Consider the following 16,279-nt stretch of genomic DNA (forward strand, 5'->3'; position numbering starts at 1 on the left):
CAGTGGGCATGACCCGCACCACGGCGTACAACAGCTCGCCGGGTTCATTGTTCAGCGCGAGGCGACGACGCGGACGTGTTCAAGTTGCGGGTCGACTGGATCGGGTAGCGGCATGCCGGCTTTTGCGCCCGACCGCAAATAAGCGATGGCGGCGTCGTTGAGCAGCTCGCCCGGAACCACCGCGGGAATTCCGGGTGGATACGGTGTGATCAGTTCTGCTGCAATGCGTCCCGACGCCCTATCGGCGGAGACGAGTTCGGTGGACCCGAAAAACGCGTCGCGCGGTAGCATGACGTTTTCCAGCTGCAATTCCTCGGGCGACGGCAGGTCGATTGCCGCTGGTGGGTCGAACGATTCGGTAGCTTTGCGCCAAGCCTCCAGCGCATGCAGTAAACGGTCGCCGGTATCTTGACCGTCGGCGAGCGACAATGTCGCCAAAATGCGGCGGTGGTCGGCCAATCCGACGTCAACTCGGCAGTGCTGTCGCAGCCAGTCGCGCGCCTGATACCCCGACGTCCCGGTAGCCGAAACGTCGATCAAGACTTGCAGGCGGTCCAGGTCATGCGACGCCTCGGCGCCGAGAAGCTCGTCCTCGAGGACCTCAACGTCTGGGATCTGCTGGATGCGCTCGCGCAAGTTCTTGGCTAAATCCAATGCCGCACTGAGTAATTCGTGGCCGTGCTCCACCATCTGCCGCCGCCAACCGTCCAGCGCGGCATAGATCATCACGTTAGGGCTAGTCGTCATCAACGATCAAGGGCTTGCCGCGTTCATGACAGATCTCGGCGATGCGCTTGAGGTCGGCGCAGGTGCCATACGGGCTTGGGCTGACGATCAACGCACCCGCGGCGTCGGGATACTCATCCCATGCGCCGCTTACCCTCTCCGGTGAAGGAGGATGGGAAAAGTGGCGGCTGATATCCCAACGCGGCGTGATCCACCGCGGCTGGATGCCCGAAAAGATCAGCCCACCGACGATCGATTTCTGGCTGTCGCGCGGAAGGAGCAGGCCACCTTCTGAGGCACCGGCCACCGCCATCATCGCCGCCCGAACCGACAGCGAGCTGCCGCATGTCGAGAAGAATGCCGTCGATACCCCCACCGCGTCGGCCGTCAGCTTCTCGGCCTGGCTGAGATATTGCCCGCTTGAGCGCCAGTCGTCCAAGCCACCGCTGGCCAACACGTCCGCGCGGAATGGGTCGCGTCCCAGTGCCGCCAAGACCCGCTCGTCGGTCCCTCGTCCCTGGCGGTGTCCGGGTGGGCTGAATCCGTACCGATTCTGCTGGTGATAGTCGGCCAAAGCGGCTAGAAGGGGCGCTTTGCTCTGGTCCATGGCTCAGGCATATCCTCCACGCAAGCGATCAACCGGCCCGTCGGCGCGGATCACTGCAGGGCAGCCAGGTTGCAAACGGACTCGTGCACATCGGACTTGATGATCCTGGCGACAAGCCGCCCGATCGGTCCGTTCAGCAGACCCCCTGCGAGATCAGCGGTCAGCTGAAACGTTGACCCCGGATGGTTGTCATCGACCGTCATCGCTACCGCGAGGCGAATCCCTCCGCGGCCGCGGCCGGATAGTTCGATCGCTTTGGGCTCTTCGTACCGGGTGACGGTCCAATGAATGACGTTGCGAAAACCCTTTACCTTGATGCGCGAGGAAACCTGCGTTCCTTTGTCGATCTTGGACGGAACCGAACCACGCCAGCCTGCAAATATCGTCATCCATTCGCCGAACCGATTCAGATCGCATGCCAGCTTCCATGCTGATTCCGGTGCCAGGTCCGATGACGTCGAAACATCTACTCGGGCCACCCGGTGTCAATCTCCCTCCCTCCGACTAGAACACGGCTGAGTTCGCATACCCGGGCGCGACGGTGCGATAAACCCTGCATCTGAGGTCCAGCGGCGCTCAAATACCGGTCCAGGTCTGGTCAAGTTGTTCTGCCACGTCGATGACTTGCGCCTTCTGGGACGGCGGTGAATCGATTTCCGCGCTGACGTATTGCGCGATGAAGCGCCGGATCTCGCCGTCAACGCCGGCGATGATGCGCAATAGCTCCCCGCGGATACTTCTCGACGACACGTGGACGGTGATATCCGACGCCCGCGGCTTGGCCACATCGACGATCAGCAGCAGGGGTTCGGCAGCGCGCGCTGTCGCAGTCAATGCGATGTCGCCGGCAACCCGGAACCGCTGTTTGTCGAGTCGCAGGTCAAGAAGGAGATCGATCAGAAGCGGGATGTGGATGTCAAAAGTGATGGTGTCGCCGACGTTACGGCTGACCTGCGGCTCCTTGATCGCCACCCGGGCGCTGACTTTGGCGATCTTGCCCGGTCCCTGTGCAATCGGCTCCATGTCGAACTCGTTGCCGGCGAACGCGGCGAAGGCGGCGCCGACACGTTCCTCCGTCACGGCGACTTCGAAGAATCGCCGCCCAAAAACTTCGTAGCTCACGTAGTCGTAGCCCTGCATAACCAGATACCGTCTCACGTCACCTTCCGACACTGCGGCTGATCCCATCGTGTCGGCCGAAGCCAGCGATGTTAAGCAAATTCCGCCGCGGGTAAACCACTGCGCATGAAAGCGCAGGTCGGCTACGGGATGCACAGATGAGGTTGCGTAAAAGCGCCGTCGGCGGACCAGGTTTTCGTCGTATTCGGCGGGGTCGCTGCTTCTCCTACGTCGACGCGCAGCGCGGCCGCGTCGACGACCCGGAATGCCTGGCGCGGATCGAAGCGCTGGCGATCCCGCCGGCGTGGAAGAACGTGTGGATCTGCCCATACCCCGACTGCCACATCCAAGCGGTCGGCACGGACGCCGCCGGACGCCGCCAGTACGTCTACCACGAGCAATGGCAGGCCGAGCGTTCGGAGGAGAAGTACGACCGGGCACTCAGCTTGGCCAAGCATCTGCTGGACTGGCGCCTTCACCTTCTCACCGACCTGCGAGGCCGCGGGCTCGGCCGCAATCGCGTGCTGGCACTGGCTCAGCATTTGATCGATCATGGCTACTTCCGGGCCGGCGGTGAGGAGTACGCCCGGGAGAATGGCAGCTACGGACTGGCCACGCTGCGCCGTGAACATGTCCGACTACACCGTGACAGCGTGGAATTCGACTATCCCGCGAAAAGCGGAGTGCACCGGACGATTTCGCTGGAAGACTCCCTGGTGATCAAGGCGGTCGGATCGCTGTTGCGTGCGGAGACGAAGATTCCGCGGCTACTGGTGTATCGCACCTCAGATGGCTGGTCCGAAGTGCGTGCCGACGAACTCAACGCTCGCTTTCGAAAGCTCGTGGGTGACGAGTTCAGTGTCAAGGATCTGCGGACCTGGCACGGCACGGTGCTGGCCGCGGAGGCGTTCGCCATGGCCCGAGAACCGACGTCAAAAACGGCTCGCCGCCGCGAAGAAGCGGCCGTGATGCGCGCGGTGGCCGAAGAATTGGGTAACACGCCCGCGGTGGCGCGGAGCTCCTATGCGGATCCACGGGTCGTGACCGCCTATGAACAAGGCGCCACCATCGCCCCGGCACTACGGAGAACCAAACGCCAGCGAACGCCAGAGGCAAGGCGCGAAACGCTCGAGCGGGCCACCGCGCAGATGATCAAACGCGTCGCCGGAGCGCAGCGATGAATGTCAGCTGCCGCCGTTGCCGTCCGACACCGAGACTGTGACAAACAACCCGATGATCCCGACCAGCAGAACCAACCGGCGCAATGTCATGCCGCGCCGCTTATGCCCGCTGCTATTTGTTGAGACATCACCCGCCGGCCCGTGACGCCAAACGTCTGGCACTGACAGCCTTTGCGGCGCCGGTTATGAGACAATTCGGCTGTCGCACTGGCGCGAACAGGGCTAGGCGATCATACGTCGCGTTGTTAAGCGCGCCACACATCCACCCGCTGATGCTTCTATCCCGCCCGTGGCCTGTCAGGCTGGCAGAACCTGGAGGTGTTTTCGCATCCGATGTGCGCCCACAAAGTGACCGAACCGCGAACCAGCGGCTCCCTTGACGCACTGTCGGGCTGAATCACTATGGCCCACGGGTCAACTGACGTCCGCGGCGCACCGGTGTCCACCACCGGCCCGACGCGGCAGGATTATCTGGCGTTAACGGGTCTTCAGGTATGCTTTGGCACCGGTTGACTTTTGCGCGAAAAGTCCTTGTTTGGAGCTGCATATGCGTGGGAACATCGTCCGGCATGATTCCACGTGACATGTTTCGTTTGATAGCTCTTCCGATCTTGGCGGCCATGGGCCTCGGCGGTCCCGCCGCCGCTGCTCCCGCTGCGTCCGCGCAGGGATGTCCCGACACCGAGGTGGTGTTCGCTCGCGGCACCGGCGAGGATCCGGGCGTCGGCCCGACCGGACAGGCATTCGTCGACGGCCTGCGGTCGCGGTTGGGCGGACGGTCGATGAACGTCTACCCGGTCAACTACCCGGCCAGCGACCAATGGTCCACCGGCATGGACGGCATCCGCGACGCCGGCTCCCACATCGTTTCGATGGCGAACAGCTGCCCCAACACCAAGATGGTGCTCGGCGGCTACTCGCAAGGCGCCGCCGTCATGGGCTTTGTCACCTCGCCTGCCGTCCCCGATTCGATACCACCCGACATCGATCCGGCGACAATCCCGAAGCCGCTGTCGCCCGACGTCGCCAACCACGTCGCCGCGGTGGTGCTGTTCGGAGCGCCCAACGTGCGGGCCATGAACTTGCTCGGCCAACCGCAGGTTGTCATCGGCCCGCTGTATCAGGACAAGACGATCAAGGTGTGCGCCCCCGAGGACCCGGTCTGCTCGGACGGGATCAACTTCGCCGCGCACAATACCTACGCCATCGACGCGGACGTGATCGCCCAGGGGGTGGACTTCGCCGCGAATCGCCTTGGCGCAGGCGGCACTCGGATGGCAGTGGCCTCCCCGCACCAAGGCTTTGGCGACTGAAGTTCGCGCATAGTCGCCGGCGCATCTCGCCGGACTGGTTCTCGGCGGTCGCCTAAGGACGCCGTCACCGCGGCGTCGACCCGGGGTTCATCAACGATCTCATTCCGTTCGTGCTCGCGAGCACCTGTCAGCGAATCGACCAGGTGCGCTGCATAGAGATCGCCGACTACGCGACCTACGACGGCGACGAGGTCATGCGCTACATGGGGTTCGGCAGGCCCCTGGACGACATGCCGATGCTGCTGCTACCGGGCGTGCTCAGCATTGCCTGGGGTGCAGCGATCCGTCAGCTGGCGGCCGGCTTGGGAGCCGAGCTGGACGAGATCACCGAATCCCTGCGGCCCGACTGGCCGCAACCTGCCCAGCCCGGCGGGTCGTATCGCGTGGCGATCGTCGGCGAACAGTCCTACACCGTGGGCGTCTGCCCAACCAGCCGCAAGGGCGATCACAACCACGCGGCCATTGCCGGCGCAGCGGGCCGAATCGTCAGCGCCATCCCAGCTGCGGTCGCGGCGCCGCCCGGCATCAGGACGACACTGGGTTTGCCGCTGGTCACCGGAAGCGGCCTCTACGCCGGGCCGGACGCAGTGTGTGTTGAGCGCTCTACTTGATCGAGATCGACGGTAGCGCACGGTTTTTCGCGTTTCTCCGACGCTGGCGTCGATCTCGGTGGTATCGCCCGCCGGCCCGCCCGACTATTGCTCGCGCCTCTCGCGTTCTTCGGCGGCATCTGCTGCGCCGCGCGCTGCCTCCGCTTGTGCTTCCTTCCTGGCCGCATCCCGCTGGGCTTCGGCCTTGTCCTGTTGGGCCCTGCCCTCGCGGACCAGGTCGTCGCGGCCGGCAAGCGTGCCCCCAACCTCTTTGGCCTTGCCCTTGACGCCCTCCACGACTCCTTCGACGGCTTCTTGCGGACCGCTCTTCTTGTCCCCCATGTATCAATGCGCCTTTCGGTGGTTGTTGAGGTGGCAACGTTGGCACCGACGAGGTTTCCCACCGCGTCGCGACCTCAAACACCAGGGCGCGCCGGTCATACCCCGGCCGGCCCGGACTACGCCCTGCCTGCCCACTGTCAAGAGGAATAACGTAGGGAATTACGGGTACCTGGATGAGCGTGGTAAGTGAAAAGCTGCCCATCCGGGCCGGGTTGTGGTGTTTACCGGTGCCAGTGGCGGGATAGGACGGGCCACAGCGAAAGCCTTTGGGGCCCGCGGCGCACACGTCGGCTTGGTGGCCCGCGGTGAGAAGGGGCTTGCCGGTGCTGCACGGGATGTCGAAGCCGCAGGCGGCAAGGCCTGCGCGATACCTACCGATGTGGCTGATCACGCCCGCCGAGTTCCGGCGCGTCACCGAGGTGACCTACCTCAGCTACGTCTACGCCACCGGGGCGGCGCTGCGGCGGATGAAACCGCGAAACGCCGGCACCGTGGTACAGGTTGGCTCTGCCCTTGGCTACCGGGGAATCCCGCTCCGGAGCGCCTACTGCGCAGCCGAGCACGCGATTCAGGGCTTTCACGAGGCACTGCGATGCGAGTTGCCGCATGAAGGCAGCAAGGTCCGCGTCACGTTGGTGACGATGCCGGCGGTGAACACACCGCAGTTTTCCTGGGTGCTATCCCGGTTGCCCAAGCAGGCCAAGCCAGTTCCGCCTATCTACCAGCCTGAAGTCGCCGCGCGGACGGTGTTGTATGCCGCCGATCATCCTCGCCGCCGCGAGTACTGGGTAGGTGGCAGCACGGCAGGCACGCCGGTCGCCAATGCCATAGCGCCCGGTCTGCTAGATCGCTACCTCGCCCGTACCGGCTTCGACTCGCAGCAGACTGAGGATGACCGCCCACCCGGCCAGCCGGCGAATCTATGGGAACCCGCGGACGGTAAGAACGGCGAGGACTACTGCGCCCGAGGCATTTTCGACGACCAGTCCAAAGATCGCAGCATTCAACTGTGGGCCTCGCAACATCACGGACTTCTCGGTGGCGCGGCGGCAGCCGCACTTGCCGCGGCGGCGGGAGCCGGTGACCACCATCGAGCGAATTAGCTACGCTGAAAGTCATAGATCAGGAGGGAATTCCATGGCCGAACAAGAAGTCAGCGACTACCTACTCGAGCGTTTGCGGGCATGGGATGTCAAGCACGTCTTCGGGTACCCCGGCGACGGCATCAACGGAATCCTGGCCGCTTTCGGACGAGCCGACAACCAGCCGATGTTCATTCAATCTCGGCACGAGGAGATGAGCGCGTTCGAAGCGGTCGGGTACGCCAAGTTCAGCAGCCGGCTCGGCGTTTGCATGGCGACGTCGGGACCTGGCGCTATCCATCTACTGAATGGTCTGTACGACGCCAAGCTCGACCACGTGCCGGTGGTGGCCATCGTCGGCCAGACCAACCGCAGCGCCATGGGCGGGTCGTACCAACAAGAGGTCGACCTGATGAGCCTGTACAAGGATGTTGCCAGCGACTACGTCCAAATGGTCACCGTACCAGAACAATTGCCCAACGTGCTCGATCGCGCTATCCGGGTGGCCTTGGCACAACGCGTGCCGACAGCGTTGATCATCCCGGCCGATGTGCAGGAGTTAGCATATTCGCCGCCGACTCACGCGTTCAAGATGGTGCCGTCCAGCATGGGCATCGAGTGGCCGGCGATCGATCCCGACGACGCGGCCATCGCCCGCGCGGCCGACATCCTCAACCAAGGCAAGCGAGTGGCCATACTGGTAGGCACCGGCGCGCGCCGGGCACGCGACGAACTCATCGAAGTCGCCGACCTGCTCGGTGCCGGAGCAGCCAAAGCGCTGCTCGGCAAGGATGTGCTGTCCGATGAATTACCGTGGGTGACCGGGTCTATCGGTCTGCTGGGCACCCGGCCCAGCTACGAGATGATGCGCGACTGCGACACCCTGCTGACCGTGGGATCCAGCTTCCCGTATACCCAGTTCATGCCGGAATTCGGGCAGTGCCGATCGGTGCAGATCGACATCGACGGTCGGTTCATCGGAATGCGCTACCCGTACGAGATCAACCTCGTCGCCGACGCCGGGGCCGCGTTACGGGCCCTGATTCCGCTGCTGAAGCGCAAGAAGGACAGGTCGTGGCGGCAGGGCATCGAGAAAAACGTCGCGCGGTGGTGGGAAACCATGCACAAAGAGGCGATGGTCACTACCGATCCGATCAACCCGCTGCGGCTGTTCTCCGAGCTGTCTCCCCAGCTGCCCGACAACGCCATCGTCACAGCCGATTCCGGTTCGGCGGCCAACTGGTATGCACGCAACTTGGTGTTCCGCGGTGAGATTCGCGGCTCACTGTCGGGCACGCTTGCCACCATGGGCCCCGGTGTGCCGTACGGGATCGGAGCCAAGTTCGCTCAGCCGCAACGACCGGTCATTGCGTTCAGCGGTGACGGTGCGATGCAGATGAACGGCATGGCCGAACTGATCACGATCAAGCGATACTGGCGCGAGTGGGACGATCCGCGTCTGATTGTGGCGATCCTGCACAATAACGACCTCAACCAAGTCACCTGGGAAATGCGTGCAATGGCGGGCGCGCCCAAATTCGTTGAATCGCAGACCCTTCCCGATGTCGACTATGCGTCGTTTGCGGCCGGCCTTGGACTCAACGCGTCATCGGTCAAGGACCCCGACGAACTCGCGGACGTTTGGCGCGACGCGTTGTCAGCCGACCGTCCCACCGTCCTGGACGTCCACACCTCCCCCGACATGCCCCCGATCCCGCCGCATGCCACCTGGGATCAGTTCAAAGCGGTCACCACCGCCGTGCTGGCCGGCGACGAGGACCGGAGGGATTTCATCAAGACCGGTCTCAAAACCAAGGCGCAAGAGTTCTTGCCGCACAAGAAACATCGAGAAGCGTGACCGCCGCGCCGGCACAACTCAAAGACGTCCAAGCCCGTCACCTAAGGTCTACGAGGCGCTAGCTGCCGACCTGCGCGAACGCGTCGACGGCGAGGTGCGATTCGATCCCGGTTCACGTGCCGCCTACTCCACCGATGCATCCAACTACCGACAGGTGCCCATTGGCGTTGTGATGCCGCGCAACCCGGATGCCGCGGTGGCGGCCCTCGCTGTGTGCCGCCAGTACGACGTGCCGGTGCTGTCCCGCGGCGGCGGTACCAGCTTGGCCGGGCAATGCTGTAACGCTGGAGTAGTCATCGACTGGAGCAAGTACTGCACCCGCGTCACCTCCGTCGACACCGACGCCGGTATCGCCGTTGTGGAGCCCGGCATCAAGCTCGACCAACTCAACGACGAGCTCGACTCGTCGGGCTGGATGGTGGGACACCGTCACGCATACCCGTGGACTTTCCACACTGGCGAAAAAGGCGGGCGGGATCGACGTCCACCGCGACATGCCGAACTTCGCTGACGAGCGGTTCACTAGATGGTTTCACCACCGCCGGTCGGCGCCCACCCCCGCGGCGCGCGGGCGGGTGCTGCTTTGGCCGGATACCTTCGTCAACAACTTCGATCCCGAGGTCGGCAAAGCCGCTGTCGCGGTGCTGGAATCGGCGGGATTCGCTGTCGAGGTTCCACGCCGAACCGTATGTTGCGGGCTGACGTGGATCTCCACCGGCCAACTCAACACCGCTGCGGCGAGGACCGGCAGCTGCTTGTCGATGCCGGAGTTGAGCTGGATGTCCTCGACGCCGGATGTTGTGGTTTGGCAGGCAATTTCGGCTTCGAGAAGGGTCATTACGACGTTTCGGCAGCCTGTGCTGAAGACAAACTCATGCCGGCGCTGCGCAAGGCCGATCCCGATGCGCTGGTCCTTGCTGACGGGTTCAGCTGCCGTACCCAAATCCGCGAGCTCTCCGCCGATCACCGCCCGATGCACATCGCACAGGTCATTGCCGCTGCCCTGAAAGACTAACCGTTTTCCGCGTCGCGCGGGTCGAGTAGGAAGGCGCCTTCGGCTTCGCCGAGTGGACGCCGATCCGGTCGGAACCGGTAGATGAATCCGTCCTGACTCAATTCGGCGCGGACCGCCTCGATGGTAGCGACGGTACGTGGATCGTTTGGCGGGATTGCGCCGCGGATCGACGGCATCAGCAACGCCGCATCGATCCGTGGATCATCGGGCGCCCGCCGCCATCTGCCGGATGGGTGCAAACAGTCGGTGTCAGTGTCGGCAACCAGCAGATCGGCCAGACGCTGCCATTTGCCGCCCTGCTGTCGTGACGCCACCGCACCGATGCCGCGCAACCCCGCCGCGCACGTCAGCCGAGAATGCGCCCAGTGGTTTTTGTCCAATTCCCACATTCCGGAGTCGGGCTCACGCCATCTCTTTTCGATTGCGTCGACGGCGGTCTGGACTGCCTGCCAATGGGTCCAATCCATCCGGTCGAGGCGGGCGGCCGCGGCAAAGAGCAGTAGCGCCTCGCCGTACGCGTCGAGCTGGAATTGGTCGGTCACCCAGTTGCCCACCTCGGCGAAACCGCCGCCGGGGTAACCCGGAAGGTCCACGTCGTGCTCGTCTGGCACCGCCTCGCCCGCGGCCGAGTAGGCGGGCTTCAGCGCAGGGCCGTCGGCAAGAATGCGCTCACTGGCATAGCGCACCGCGTCATCGAGCAGCGGGCGGGCGCCGGCGGCAGCAACTGCCTACCCCACACGAATCGCGCATCGTCCGGCGAAACCGCGTACACGCCGCCACCGCCCAGCAGCGAATTGAACAGCGCAGCGCCATCCCAACGCGGCAAACACATCCAGCAAAAATCGCCTCGCGGGCCAACCAGGATTCCCCGCTCCCCGTCCGCGAGCAAGGCGTATTGCCGTAACACCTGCGGCAGGAGCTGCTCGGAAACCGTTTCGCCTAGTTGCATGCGGCGGCCCGCATCAGACGCTGCACCCACCACGCGGGCATACCCGGTTTCGCTTGGCGGTAGCCGTTCCGAGTGTGCTCACATCGCCGACAACGGCGACATCCGACCAGACAGATCTCACCTGGGTTACCGTTTCCCGATTAGCCCGGTTGAAGGGAGCACGGCCCGATGAGGATTTCCCACCCGGTTATCGCCGGTGTGATCGCGGCGTCAACGCTGACGGGGGGGTCGGTGGCCGGCTGCAGCAGCCATTCAAAGCCCTCGACGCCGACATCGGGATCGACCACCTCGATGCACGTAGCACAGCAAGGCGACTACACCCAGCTGTTGATCAAGGCCAGTGACATCAACGCACCCGAACCTTTCACCGCAGGCCCACCGGTCAATAACCCGAACGGCCAGCAGGGCGCACAAATCACGTTCACCGACCAAGACAAGGCACACACGATTATCGACACGATCCAGATCATGCTGGACCCTGCGGCCGCTGCGAACGCGCTGGATTCGGCGAAGGCGGTTCACCACGAAGCCTTGCTCGCCAAACCCCTAGGGGTTGATGTCGGGGTCGACGGCGCGACGATCTCAGGGCCTTCGCCGGATCACTCCAAGGGAGTCACGATGTTGCTCTTCACCGAGGGCAAGGCGTTCGTCACGATGGAATTCGATGGTCCGTCATATGCACTGGCACCACCGGAATTCGTTGCCGACGTCGGTCGCAAACAAGACGAGGCCATCAAGAAGGGCCTCGGCAGCTAAGCGCCCGGGCGCTCTCGACGCAGGGAAGTATCCGGTCCGGCTCCAAACTGACGGTGTTGATTCGCGGGATCCGCAGTTGCGCCAGGATGTCCAGATCGGCAGCGTACGAACGGACGTCGACTCCCGGCGCAATCAGCAAGCCCTCCCCCAATGAGATCGACACCCCGCGTTCGCCCATCGCCGCAAGGAGCTCTCGGCGCAGCCGGGGATCGTCGCGTAGCGAAAACGGTTGATACCGAGCACTTTCACTGGCGCGAAGCCAATCATGCCAGTGGTGATATTGTGGCATCCCAAATCTGCGACGAGGCGCACGTAGTCGACCGGCGGCATGCCGAACACGCAGAGCATCTCGAAACCGAGACGATCCACCGAGCGGGTCCGCTCGGCCGCCGAGCGGAATCGACAACTTCATCTGCTGATCGATGAATGCCCGGCATCGGGGCCGTGCGCCCCCGCGTCGTGCAGCACCTGCACCGCGGCGGCACCGATGTCGGTGCACCGCCGGTGATCAACATGCGCCGACCCGTCAGCGCTGAATGATGGACGATCATGGCCGCGGAGTCTATCGATCCCGACATGCGCGGGTGGCCGACGCTACTGCAGAATTACCGGATCGCCGATGCGAATCGTGCCTTCCTTTAGCACCGTCAGGTAGACCCCGGCGCAGGGCAGCGCAGCGGATCCCGGTGATTCGACCCGGTTCTCGGCCGCCGGGGTGCGAAGTGCGTGGGGTGCTCGCGGTAGCTCGCCGTGCTCGAGCGTGGGCAACGCGCATCGTGACGTTGGCTTCAAAACATGCAACCTCGTCTTGCCGATGGTCAGATCCCGGGCGACCCAGTCGTTTTCCGCATAGGGCGGATAGTCGTGCGGAGTGGCGATGACCAGGTTGGGTCGGTAGCGCAGCGCCTCGGTGCCGATGTGCCCGACGGTGGTCGTGGTAATCGCGTGCAGCGGTGCGAGGTCGGTGAACGAGTCGCCGGGCGTCGCTCGGGCGATCTCGAGGACCTGACCCGCAACCTCGGCATCTTCACCCAATTCCAGCACCGTCTCGGGATCGGGCCGCTCCAGGGTGGCGCCCGGCGGGCGCGTGCTGACCAGGCTGACTGGCCGTCCCACCAGCTTGGAGAGCACTTCGTCGACACCGGGATCGTCGGCCGCGATGGTCGCTCCGTCGGGCAACCGTATGCATACCCGACCGGTGTCCCCGCTCGCGGTGAACTGTAAAAGCTTGCGCCACAACCGCGGCTGCTTGGCGCTGGCGACCCGGTTGGTCTCCGCGTCGACAATGGCTAGCCGCCTGTCCCCCGACGCGCCACGCTCATCGACAAATATTGATGGCACGATCTCGCCGAGCATCGACTTCACCGGGTAGCGTCGCAGGCTCTCCACGTGCATCGCAGTCATCAGAACGCTTCAGGATTCCGCTGCACCTCGGGCAGCACCGGATGGCGATACAGCCGCGAAGCGTTCTCCCAGGTGATTTTGCGGATCACGCCTTGCGGAAGATCCGCGATTTGTTCGTGGATCGCCTCTTGGGTGTGCGGCCAGGTGGAGTCGCAATGCGGGTAATCGGCTTCCAACATGATGTTGTCGACGCCAATCCGGTCGCACTGTACGAACGACGACTTGTCTTCCACCGCGCAGAACCAGAAGTTGCGGGTGAAAACCTCTGCAGGAGTGACGCGCTCACCCGACGACGCCCAGGTTCCGTACATCGCGTGGTAGCTGAGCATGTGGTCAAGGCGATCCAGCAACCCCGCCACCCAGCCGATCCCGCCTTCGGACAGACAGATCCTCAGATCCGGAAACTTGCTGGGCAGCCCGGAGTACAACCAGTCGACCGCTGCCGAAATGGCATAGGCGAAGAACAACACACCCTGCACATCTGGTGGCGCGTCTTCAGTGGTAGACGGCGACGAACCAGAACATCCGATATGAAGGTTCACGACCGTGCCGGTTTCGGCGCGCGCCGCGATCATCGGATCCCAATGCCCCGAGTGAATACTGGGCAACCCGAGCAGCGCGGGGTTTTCGCTGAATGTGACGGCGTGAAAGCCGCGCTCCACGTTCTCGGAGATCATTGTGGCGCCCAGCTCGGGATCCAGCAGCCAGGACAATTGACGTGCAATGATCCGGTCGGGATACGAACCCGCCCAAACCTCGTGGTGCCAGGCATTCCGTGCCCGCACGCAGGCCAACGCCAGATCGCGATCGTCGGTCACCTGCTGCAGCCGCTGGCCGGCAAACCCTGGCAGAAACGAGGGAAAGTTGAATGAGGCGTAGATGCCGTTCAAATCCATGTCTTTGATGCGGTCGTGGATATCCCATGCGCCACAACACATTTCATCGAACCGAACCGGCTCGAAGCCGTACTCCGACACCGGCCGCCCGACCACTGCGTTGAACCCGACGTTAGGCAGTTCTCGGTCGTCGTAAACCCAGTTTTGCCCGCCGTCGTCGATGTCCACAACCCGGGGTGTCCGGTCGGCCAATCTGCGGGGCAAGCGTCCGGTGAATGTGTCCGGCGATTCGACAATGTGATCGTCGACCGAGATCACCGTGTAGCGGCGGGGCGCCCGCGTTGGGTCCGGCAGAAACGTGACAGAGCGCTCGTCGCCGGTTTTGGCGGTGGCGAAGTTCAGGTTGGCGGCCAGCTCGTCGATCGATTTCATTTCTCGATTATCTCCTTGCAGGACCGGCGCGATCGAGTGTGCGGTGACGGCTTCGGGTGCGCGGTGGTGGCGAAGCCGGTCGTCGGCCAGGCTGCGGCCGGTCGCGATAACGCCGTGGTCGGCCAAAATGGTCAGGTTCGCGCCACCAATGCGGGCCGCGAGAGCCGCTGCGCGGGAACGACCGTCGATCTCGCCGTCATATCTGTCGACGAGGCACAGGTCATCCAGAAACAGCGAATCGGCCTGATGAACGAGCTCGGGCAGCATGCCCAGCACGGCAAGCAGGTACACGTAATACGGGTGGTTGTGAATGACCACGCGGGCGTCGCCGCGGACATGGTGCAGTTCGGTGTGGACAATGTCGCCCATCCGCGTCCACCCGTCACGGGTGAACAACTGATCGTGGTCAGTACCGCTGAGGTAGCCGAGGCTGGTCGCCGGACCACGGCAGGCAGGCTGGCCTCGGCCGGCCGCGGTGACATCGTCGTCGCCGTCGAAGGGCCGGACCGACATTTCCGCAACGCTGCGGCCGCAGATGCGCAGTCTGCGTGGCTGCGAGTCGTGCAAGGTCGTCCCGCTCAGCAGGCCGGTTTCGTTGGAGCCGTAGAACTGCAGGATCTTTGCCCCGGTAAGCTCCTCGAACTCGGCAGCCGGCCGGTAGGGCAGTGCCTCGCCACCGGTGAAAACGACACGCAACGAGCTCAAGTCGTAGTCCCGACATGCGGAATCGGCCATCAGCATCGTCAGTTGCGTGCTGACACGACACAATACGGTGGCCCGGTGCTGGGCTATTGCCTCAGAGGTCGCTCTGGCGGTGAAACGTCCCAGGACCACTGCGGTGGCGCCCAGGCAGATCGGGGTGGTGTGGCTGGTCCATAGCCCGAAGCCGAAAGGTGTTGGAATGACCGGCAAGAAGATGTCGTCCGGTGTAAGCAGCCCGTGGGCGACGGCCTTCTGGTGGAAGTAGTACCAACGATTTTGGGTGTGCGCGACGCACTTGGGCACCCCGGTGGTACCCGAGGTGGAATTGATGAGGAAGACGTCGTCCGGGCCGAGCTGAGACTCGACCGTCAGCGCCGTGGGCGTCGCGTCGGTATTCAGACACAGCGCACCCGCGTCGTGGCTCAAGACCATCGACTCGGTGGCCATGCCCGCTGCCAGGCCGCTGCGCTGCTGGTCGGCGACCAGGATCTTCGGCTGCGCACTGCCCAGTATCTGCGCGGCCTCGCGGGTGCCGGCGCGTGCGCCGATATCGACGACCACCGCACCGCAGCGTTCGATTGCGACGAACAGCACATGGATCGCAGTCGAGTCGCCGTGCCATAACGCGACTCGATCACCCGGTGTGACGCCCAAGCCGGCTAGCTGTTGCGCCAGAGATCGTGCGGCGTAATCGAATTCATGCCAGGTTAACGACACGCCGGGATGGTCGACATAGGCGACGCGGTCCGGCGACTGTTCGGCATTGCGACGCACGGCGTCGGAGAGCGTGGTGGTCAGACCGCTTGCGCGGTACGGTATGACCCGCCCGGCGACTTTCGGACAACGCCTTGACTATTGTTGAGGCCGAGCCGAATTGGAGTCGCAAGTATGGAACGTCGCCGGTTCTCCGCTGGGTTTAAAGCCAGTATTGCACTGGAGGTGATCGAGCATTCGCGTGCGATTGCTGATATTGCACGCGAAAACAACGTGTCGGAACAGTCTGTCTCGCGATGGGTCCGCCAGTATAAGGAGGAACATCCCGAGATTGGCGATAAATTGACAGAATCAGAAATGGACGAGTTGCGTCGGCTGCGACGGCGTGTGAAATCACTGGAACAGGAGGTCGAGTTCCTGGGAAAAGGTGTGCCACGAACACGGGAGGCTGCGTGATGTAGGAGATCGCGGAGGAACGTGGTGCTGTGTGAATGATGAAGGGGTTGTGGCCCTTCGGAGTCGCCCGTCGGGTGGGAGGCTTCAAACCGCCTCATGCTGCGTTGGCTGAAGACCGTCGTGGTGAGCGATGAGGAAAAGGCGCTGTTAGAAGCGTCAGGTGGGGATCAGGAAGACGAACGCGAGTGAATCGCTGA

Annotated in this window: 15 protein-coding genes and 5 pseudogenes; 9 read left to right on the forward strand and 11 right to left on the reverse strand. The window is 63.7% G+C overall.

The window, feature by feature from the left end; translation table 11 throughout:
• Nucleotides 1-51 precede the first annotated feature (51 nt).
• The 3 genes and pseudogenes from M5I08_RS17040 to M5I08_RS17050 form a co-directional block, all read right to left on the reverse strand.
• A pseudogene (locus tag M5I08_RS17040) lies at nt 52-1,333 on the reverse strand (aminotransferase class I/II-fold pyridoxal phosphate-dependent enzyme).
• Between the two features lie 50 nt (nt 1,334-1,383).
• A complete protein-coding gene (locus M5I08_RS17045) occupies nt 1,384-1,812 on the reverse strand; it encodes a type II toxin-antitoxin system Rv0910 family toxin (RefSeq protein WP_219069012.1) in 429 nt (142 codons plus the stop codon).
• A 97-nt stretch (nt 1,813-1,909) separates the two neighbouring features.
• Complete coding sequence (locus M5I08_RS17050) at nt 1,910-2,473, reverse strand: hypothetical protein (RefSeq protein ID WP_219069028.1); 564 nt, start codon at nt 2,471-2,473, stop codon at nt 1,910-1,912.
• A 137-nt stretch (nt 2,474-2,610) separates the two neighbouring features.
• Between M5I08_RS17050 and M5I08_RS17055 the strand changes: the two genes are divergently transcribed.
• From M5I08_RS17055 to M5I08_RS17065, 3 genes and pseudogenes are all read left to right on the forward strand, one after another.
• On the forward strand, nt 2,611-3,633 hold the full coding sequence (locus tag M5I08_RS17055; RefSeq protein WP_219069014.1) for a DNA topoisomerase IB: 1,023 nt from the start codon (nt 2,611-2,613) through the stop codon (nt 3,631-3,633).
• Nucleotides 3,634-4,184: 551 nt separating this feature from the next.
• The gene (locus M5I08_RS17060) at nt 4,185-4,946 is read left to right on the forward strand and encodes a cutinase family protein (RefSeq protein WP_370328498.1); all 762 of its coding nucleotides are present in this window, start codon (nt 4,185-4,187) and stop codon (nt 4,944-4,946) included.
• A 71-nt stretch (nt 4,947-5,017) separates the two neighbouring features.
• Nucleotides 5,018-5,557, forward strand: a pseudogene (locus M5I08_RS17065) (diacylglycerol kinase); the annotation flags it as partial.
• Between the two features lie 84 nt (nt 5,558-5,641).
• Here the strand turns inward: M5I08_RS17065 and mbp1 are convergent.
• The gene (gene mbp1 / locus M5I08_RS17070; protein WP_219069018.1) at nt 5,642-5,878 is read right to left on the reverse strand and encodes a microaggregate-binding protein 1; all 237 of its coding nucleotides are present in this window, start codon (nt 5,876-5,878) and stop codon (nt 5,642-5,644) included.
• A 214-nt stretch (nt 5,879-6,092) separates the two neighbouring features.
• Between mbp1 and M5I08_RS17075 the strand changes: the two are divergent.
• The 3 genes and pseudogenes from M5I08_RS17075 to M5I08_RS17085 all read left to right on the forward strand — a co-directional run bounded on the left by M5I08_RS17075 (nt 6,093) and on the right by M5I08_RS17085 (nt 9,329).
• Nucleotides 6,093-6,981: pseudogene (locus M5I08_RS17075) on the forward strand (SDR family oxidoreductase).
• 34 nt (nt 6,982-7,015) lie between these two features.
• On the forward strand, nt 7,016-8,818 hold the full coding sequence (locus tag M5I08_RS17080; protein ID WP_219069020.1) for a thiamine pyrophosphate-requiring protein: 1,803 nt from the start codon (nt 7,016-7,018) through the stop codon (nt 8,816-8,818).
• Nucleotides 8,819-8,912: 94 nt separating this feature from the next.
• A complete protein-coding gene (locus tag M5I08_RS17085; RefSeq protein ID WP_249762855.1) occupies nt 8,913-9,329 on the forward strand; it encodes an FAD-binding oxidoreductase in 417 nt (138 codons plus the stop codon).
• 21 nt (nt 9,330-9,350) lie between these two features.
• On the opposite strand, the gene M5I08_RS17090 is transcribed toward M5I08_RS17085, so the two are convergent.
• Nucleotides 9,351-9,656, reverse strand: a complete 306-nt coding sequence (locus tag M5I08_RS17090) for a hypothetical protein (RefSeq protein WP_249762856.1) — start codon at nt 9,654-9,656, stop codon at nt 9,351-9,353.
• A 36-nt stretch (nt 9,657-9,692) separates the two neighbouring features.
• On the opposite strand from M5I08_RS17090, the gene M5I08_RS17095 reads away from it, so the two are divergent.
• On the forward strand, nt 9,693-9,833 hold the full coding sequence (locus M5I08_RS17095) for a hypothetical protein (protein WP_249762857.1): 141 nt from the start codon (nt 9,693-9,695) through the stop codon (nt 9,831-9,833).
• On the opposite strand, the gene M5I08_RS17100 is transcribed toward M5I08_RS17095, so the two are convergent.
• Together M5I08_RS17100 and M5I08_RS26955 are read right to left on the reverse strand one after the other, a co-directional pair.
• On the reverse strand, nt 9,830-10,519 hold the full coding sequence (locus tag M5I08_RS17100) for a glycoside hydrolase family 15 protein (RefSeq protein WP_307728245.1): 690 nt from the start codon (nt 10,517-10,519) through the stop codon (nt 9,830-9,832). The genes M5I08_RS17095 and M5I08_RS17100 overlap by 4 nt on opposite strands.
• A complete protein-coding gene (locus M5I08_RS26955; protein ID WP_307728247.1) occupies nt 10,474-10,782 on the reverse strand; it encodes a trehalase-like domain-containing protein in 309 nt (102 codons plus the stop codon). Before M5I08_RS26955 ends, M5I08_RS17100 begins: the two co-directional genes overlap by 46 nt.
• A gap of 168 nt (nt 10,783-10,950) precedes the next feature.
• On the opposite strand from M5I08_RS26955, the gene M5I08_RS17105 reads away from it, so the two are divergent.
• The gene (locus M5I08_RS17105; RefSeq protein WP_219069022.1) at nt 10,951-11,538 is read left to right on the forward strand and encodes a hypothetical protein; all 588 of its coding nucleotides are present in this window, start codon (nt 10,951-10,953) and stop codon (nt 11,536-11,538) included.
• A 594-nt stretch (nt 11,539-12,132) separates the two neighbouring features.
• Here M5I08_RS17105 and M5I08_RS17110 read toward each other — a convergent pair.
• The 4 genes and pseudogenes from M5I08_RS17110 to M5I08_RS17125 all read right to left on the reverse strand — a co-directional run.
• Nucleotides 12,133-12,942 (reverse strand): MOSC domain-containing protein, encoded by an 810-nt coding sequence (locus M5I08_RS17110; protein WP_249762858.1) that lies wholly within the window; start codon nt 12,940-12,942, stop codon nt 12,133-12,135.
• On the reverse strand, nt 12,942-14,210 hold the full coding sequence (locus tag M5I08_RS17115; protein ID WP_219069033.1) for an amidohydrolase family protein: 1,269 nt from the start codon (nt 14,208-14,210) through the stop codon (nt 12,942-12,944). The genes M5I08_RS17110 and M5I08_RS17115 overlap by 1 nt, the downstream gene beginning before the upstream one ends.
• A gap of 141 nt (nt 14,211-14,351) precedes the next feature.
• Nucleotides 14,352-14,579: pseudogene (locus M5I08_RS17120) on the reverse strand (class II aldolase/adducin family protein); the annotation flags it as partial.
• Nucleotides 14,568-15,731 (reverse strand): annotated as a pseudogene (locus M5I08_RS17125) (class I adenylate-forming enzyme family protein); the annotation flags it as partial. The pseudogenes M5I08_RS17120 and M5I08_RS17125, both read right to left, overlap by 12 nt.
• Nucleotides 15,732-15,800: 69 nt before the next feature.
• On the opposite strand from M5I08_RS17125, the gene M5I08_RS17130 reads away from it, so the two are divergent.
• Nucleotides 15,801-16,082 (forward strand): transposase, encoded by a 282-nt coding sequence (locus M5I08_RS17130; RefSeq protein ID WP_249762859.1) that lies wholly within the window; start codon nt 15,801-15,803, stop codon nt 16,080-16,082.
• Nucleotides 16,083-16,279 lie beyond the last annotated feature (197 nt).

The sequence above is a fragment of the Candidatus Mycobacterium methanotrophicum genome (assembly GCF_023515995.1).
Taxonomy (GTDB): Bacteria; Actinomycetota; Actinomycetes; order Mycobacteriales; family Mycobacteriaceae; genus Mycobacterium; species Mycobacterium methanotrophicum.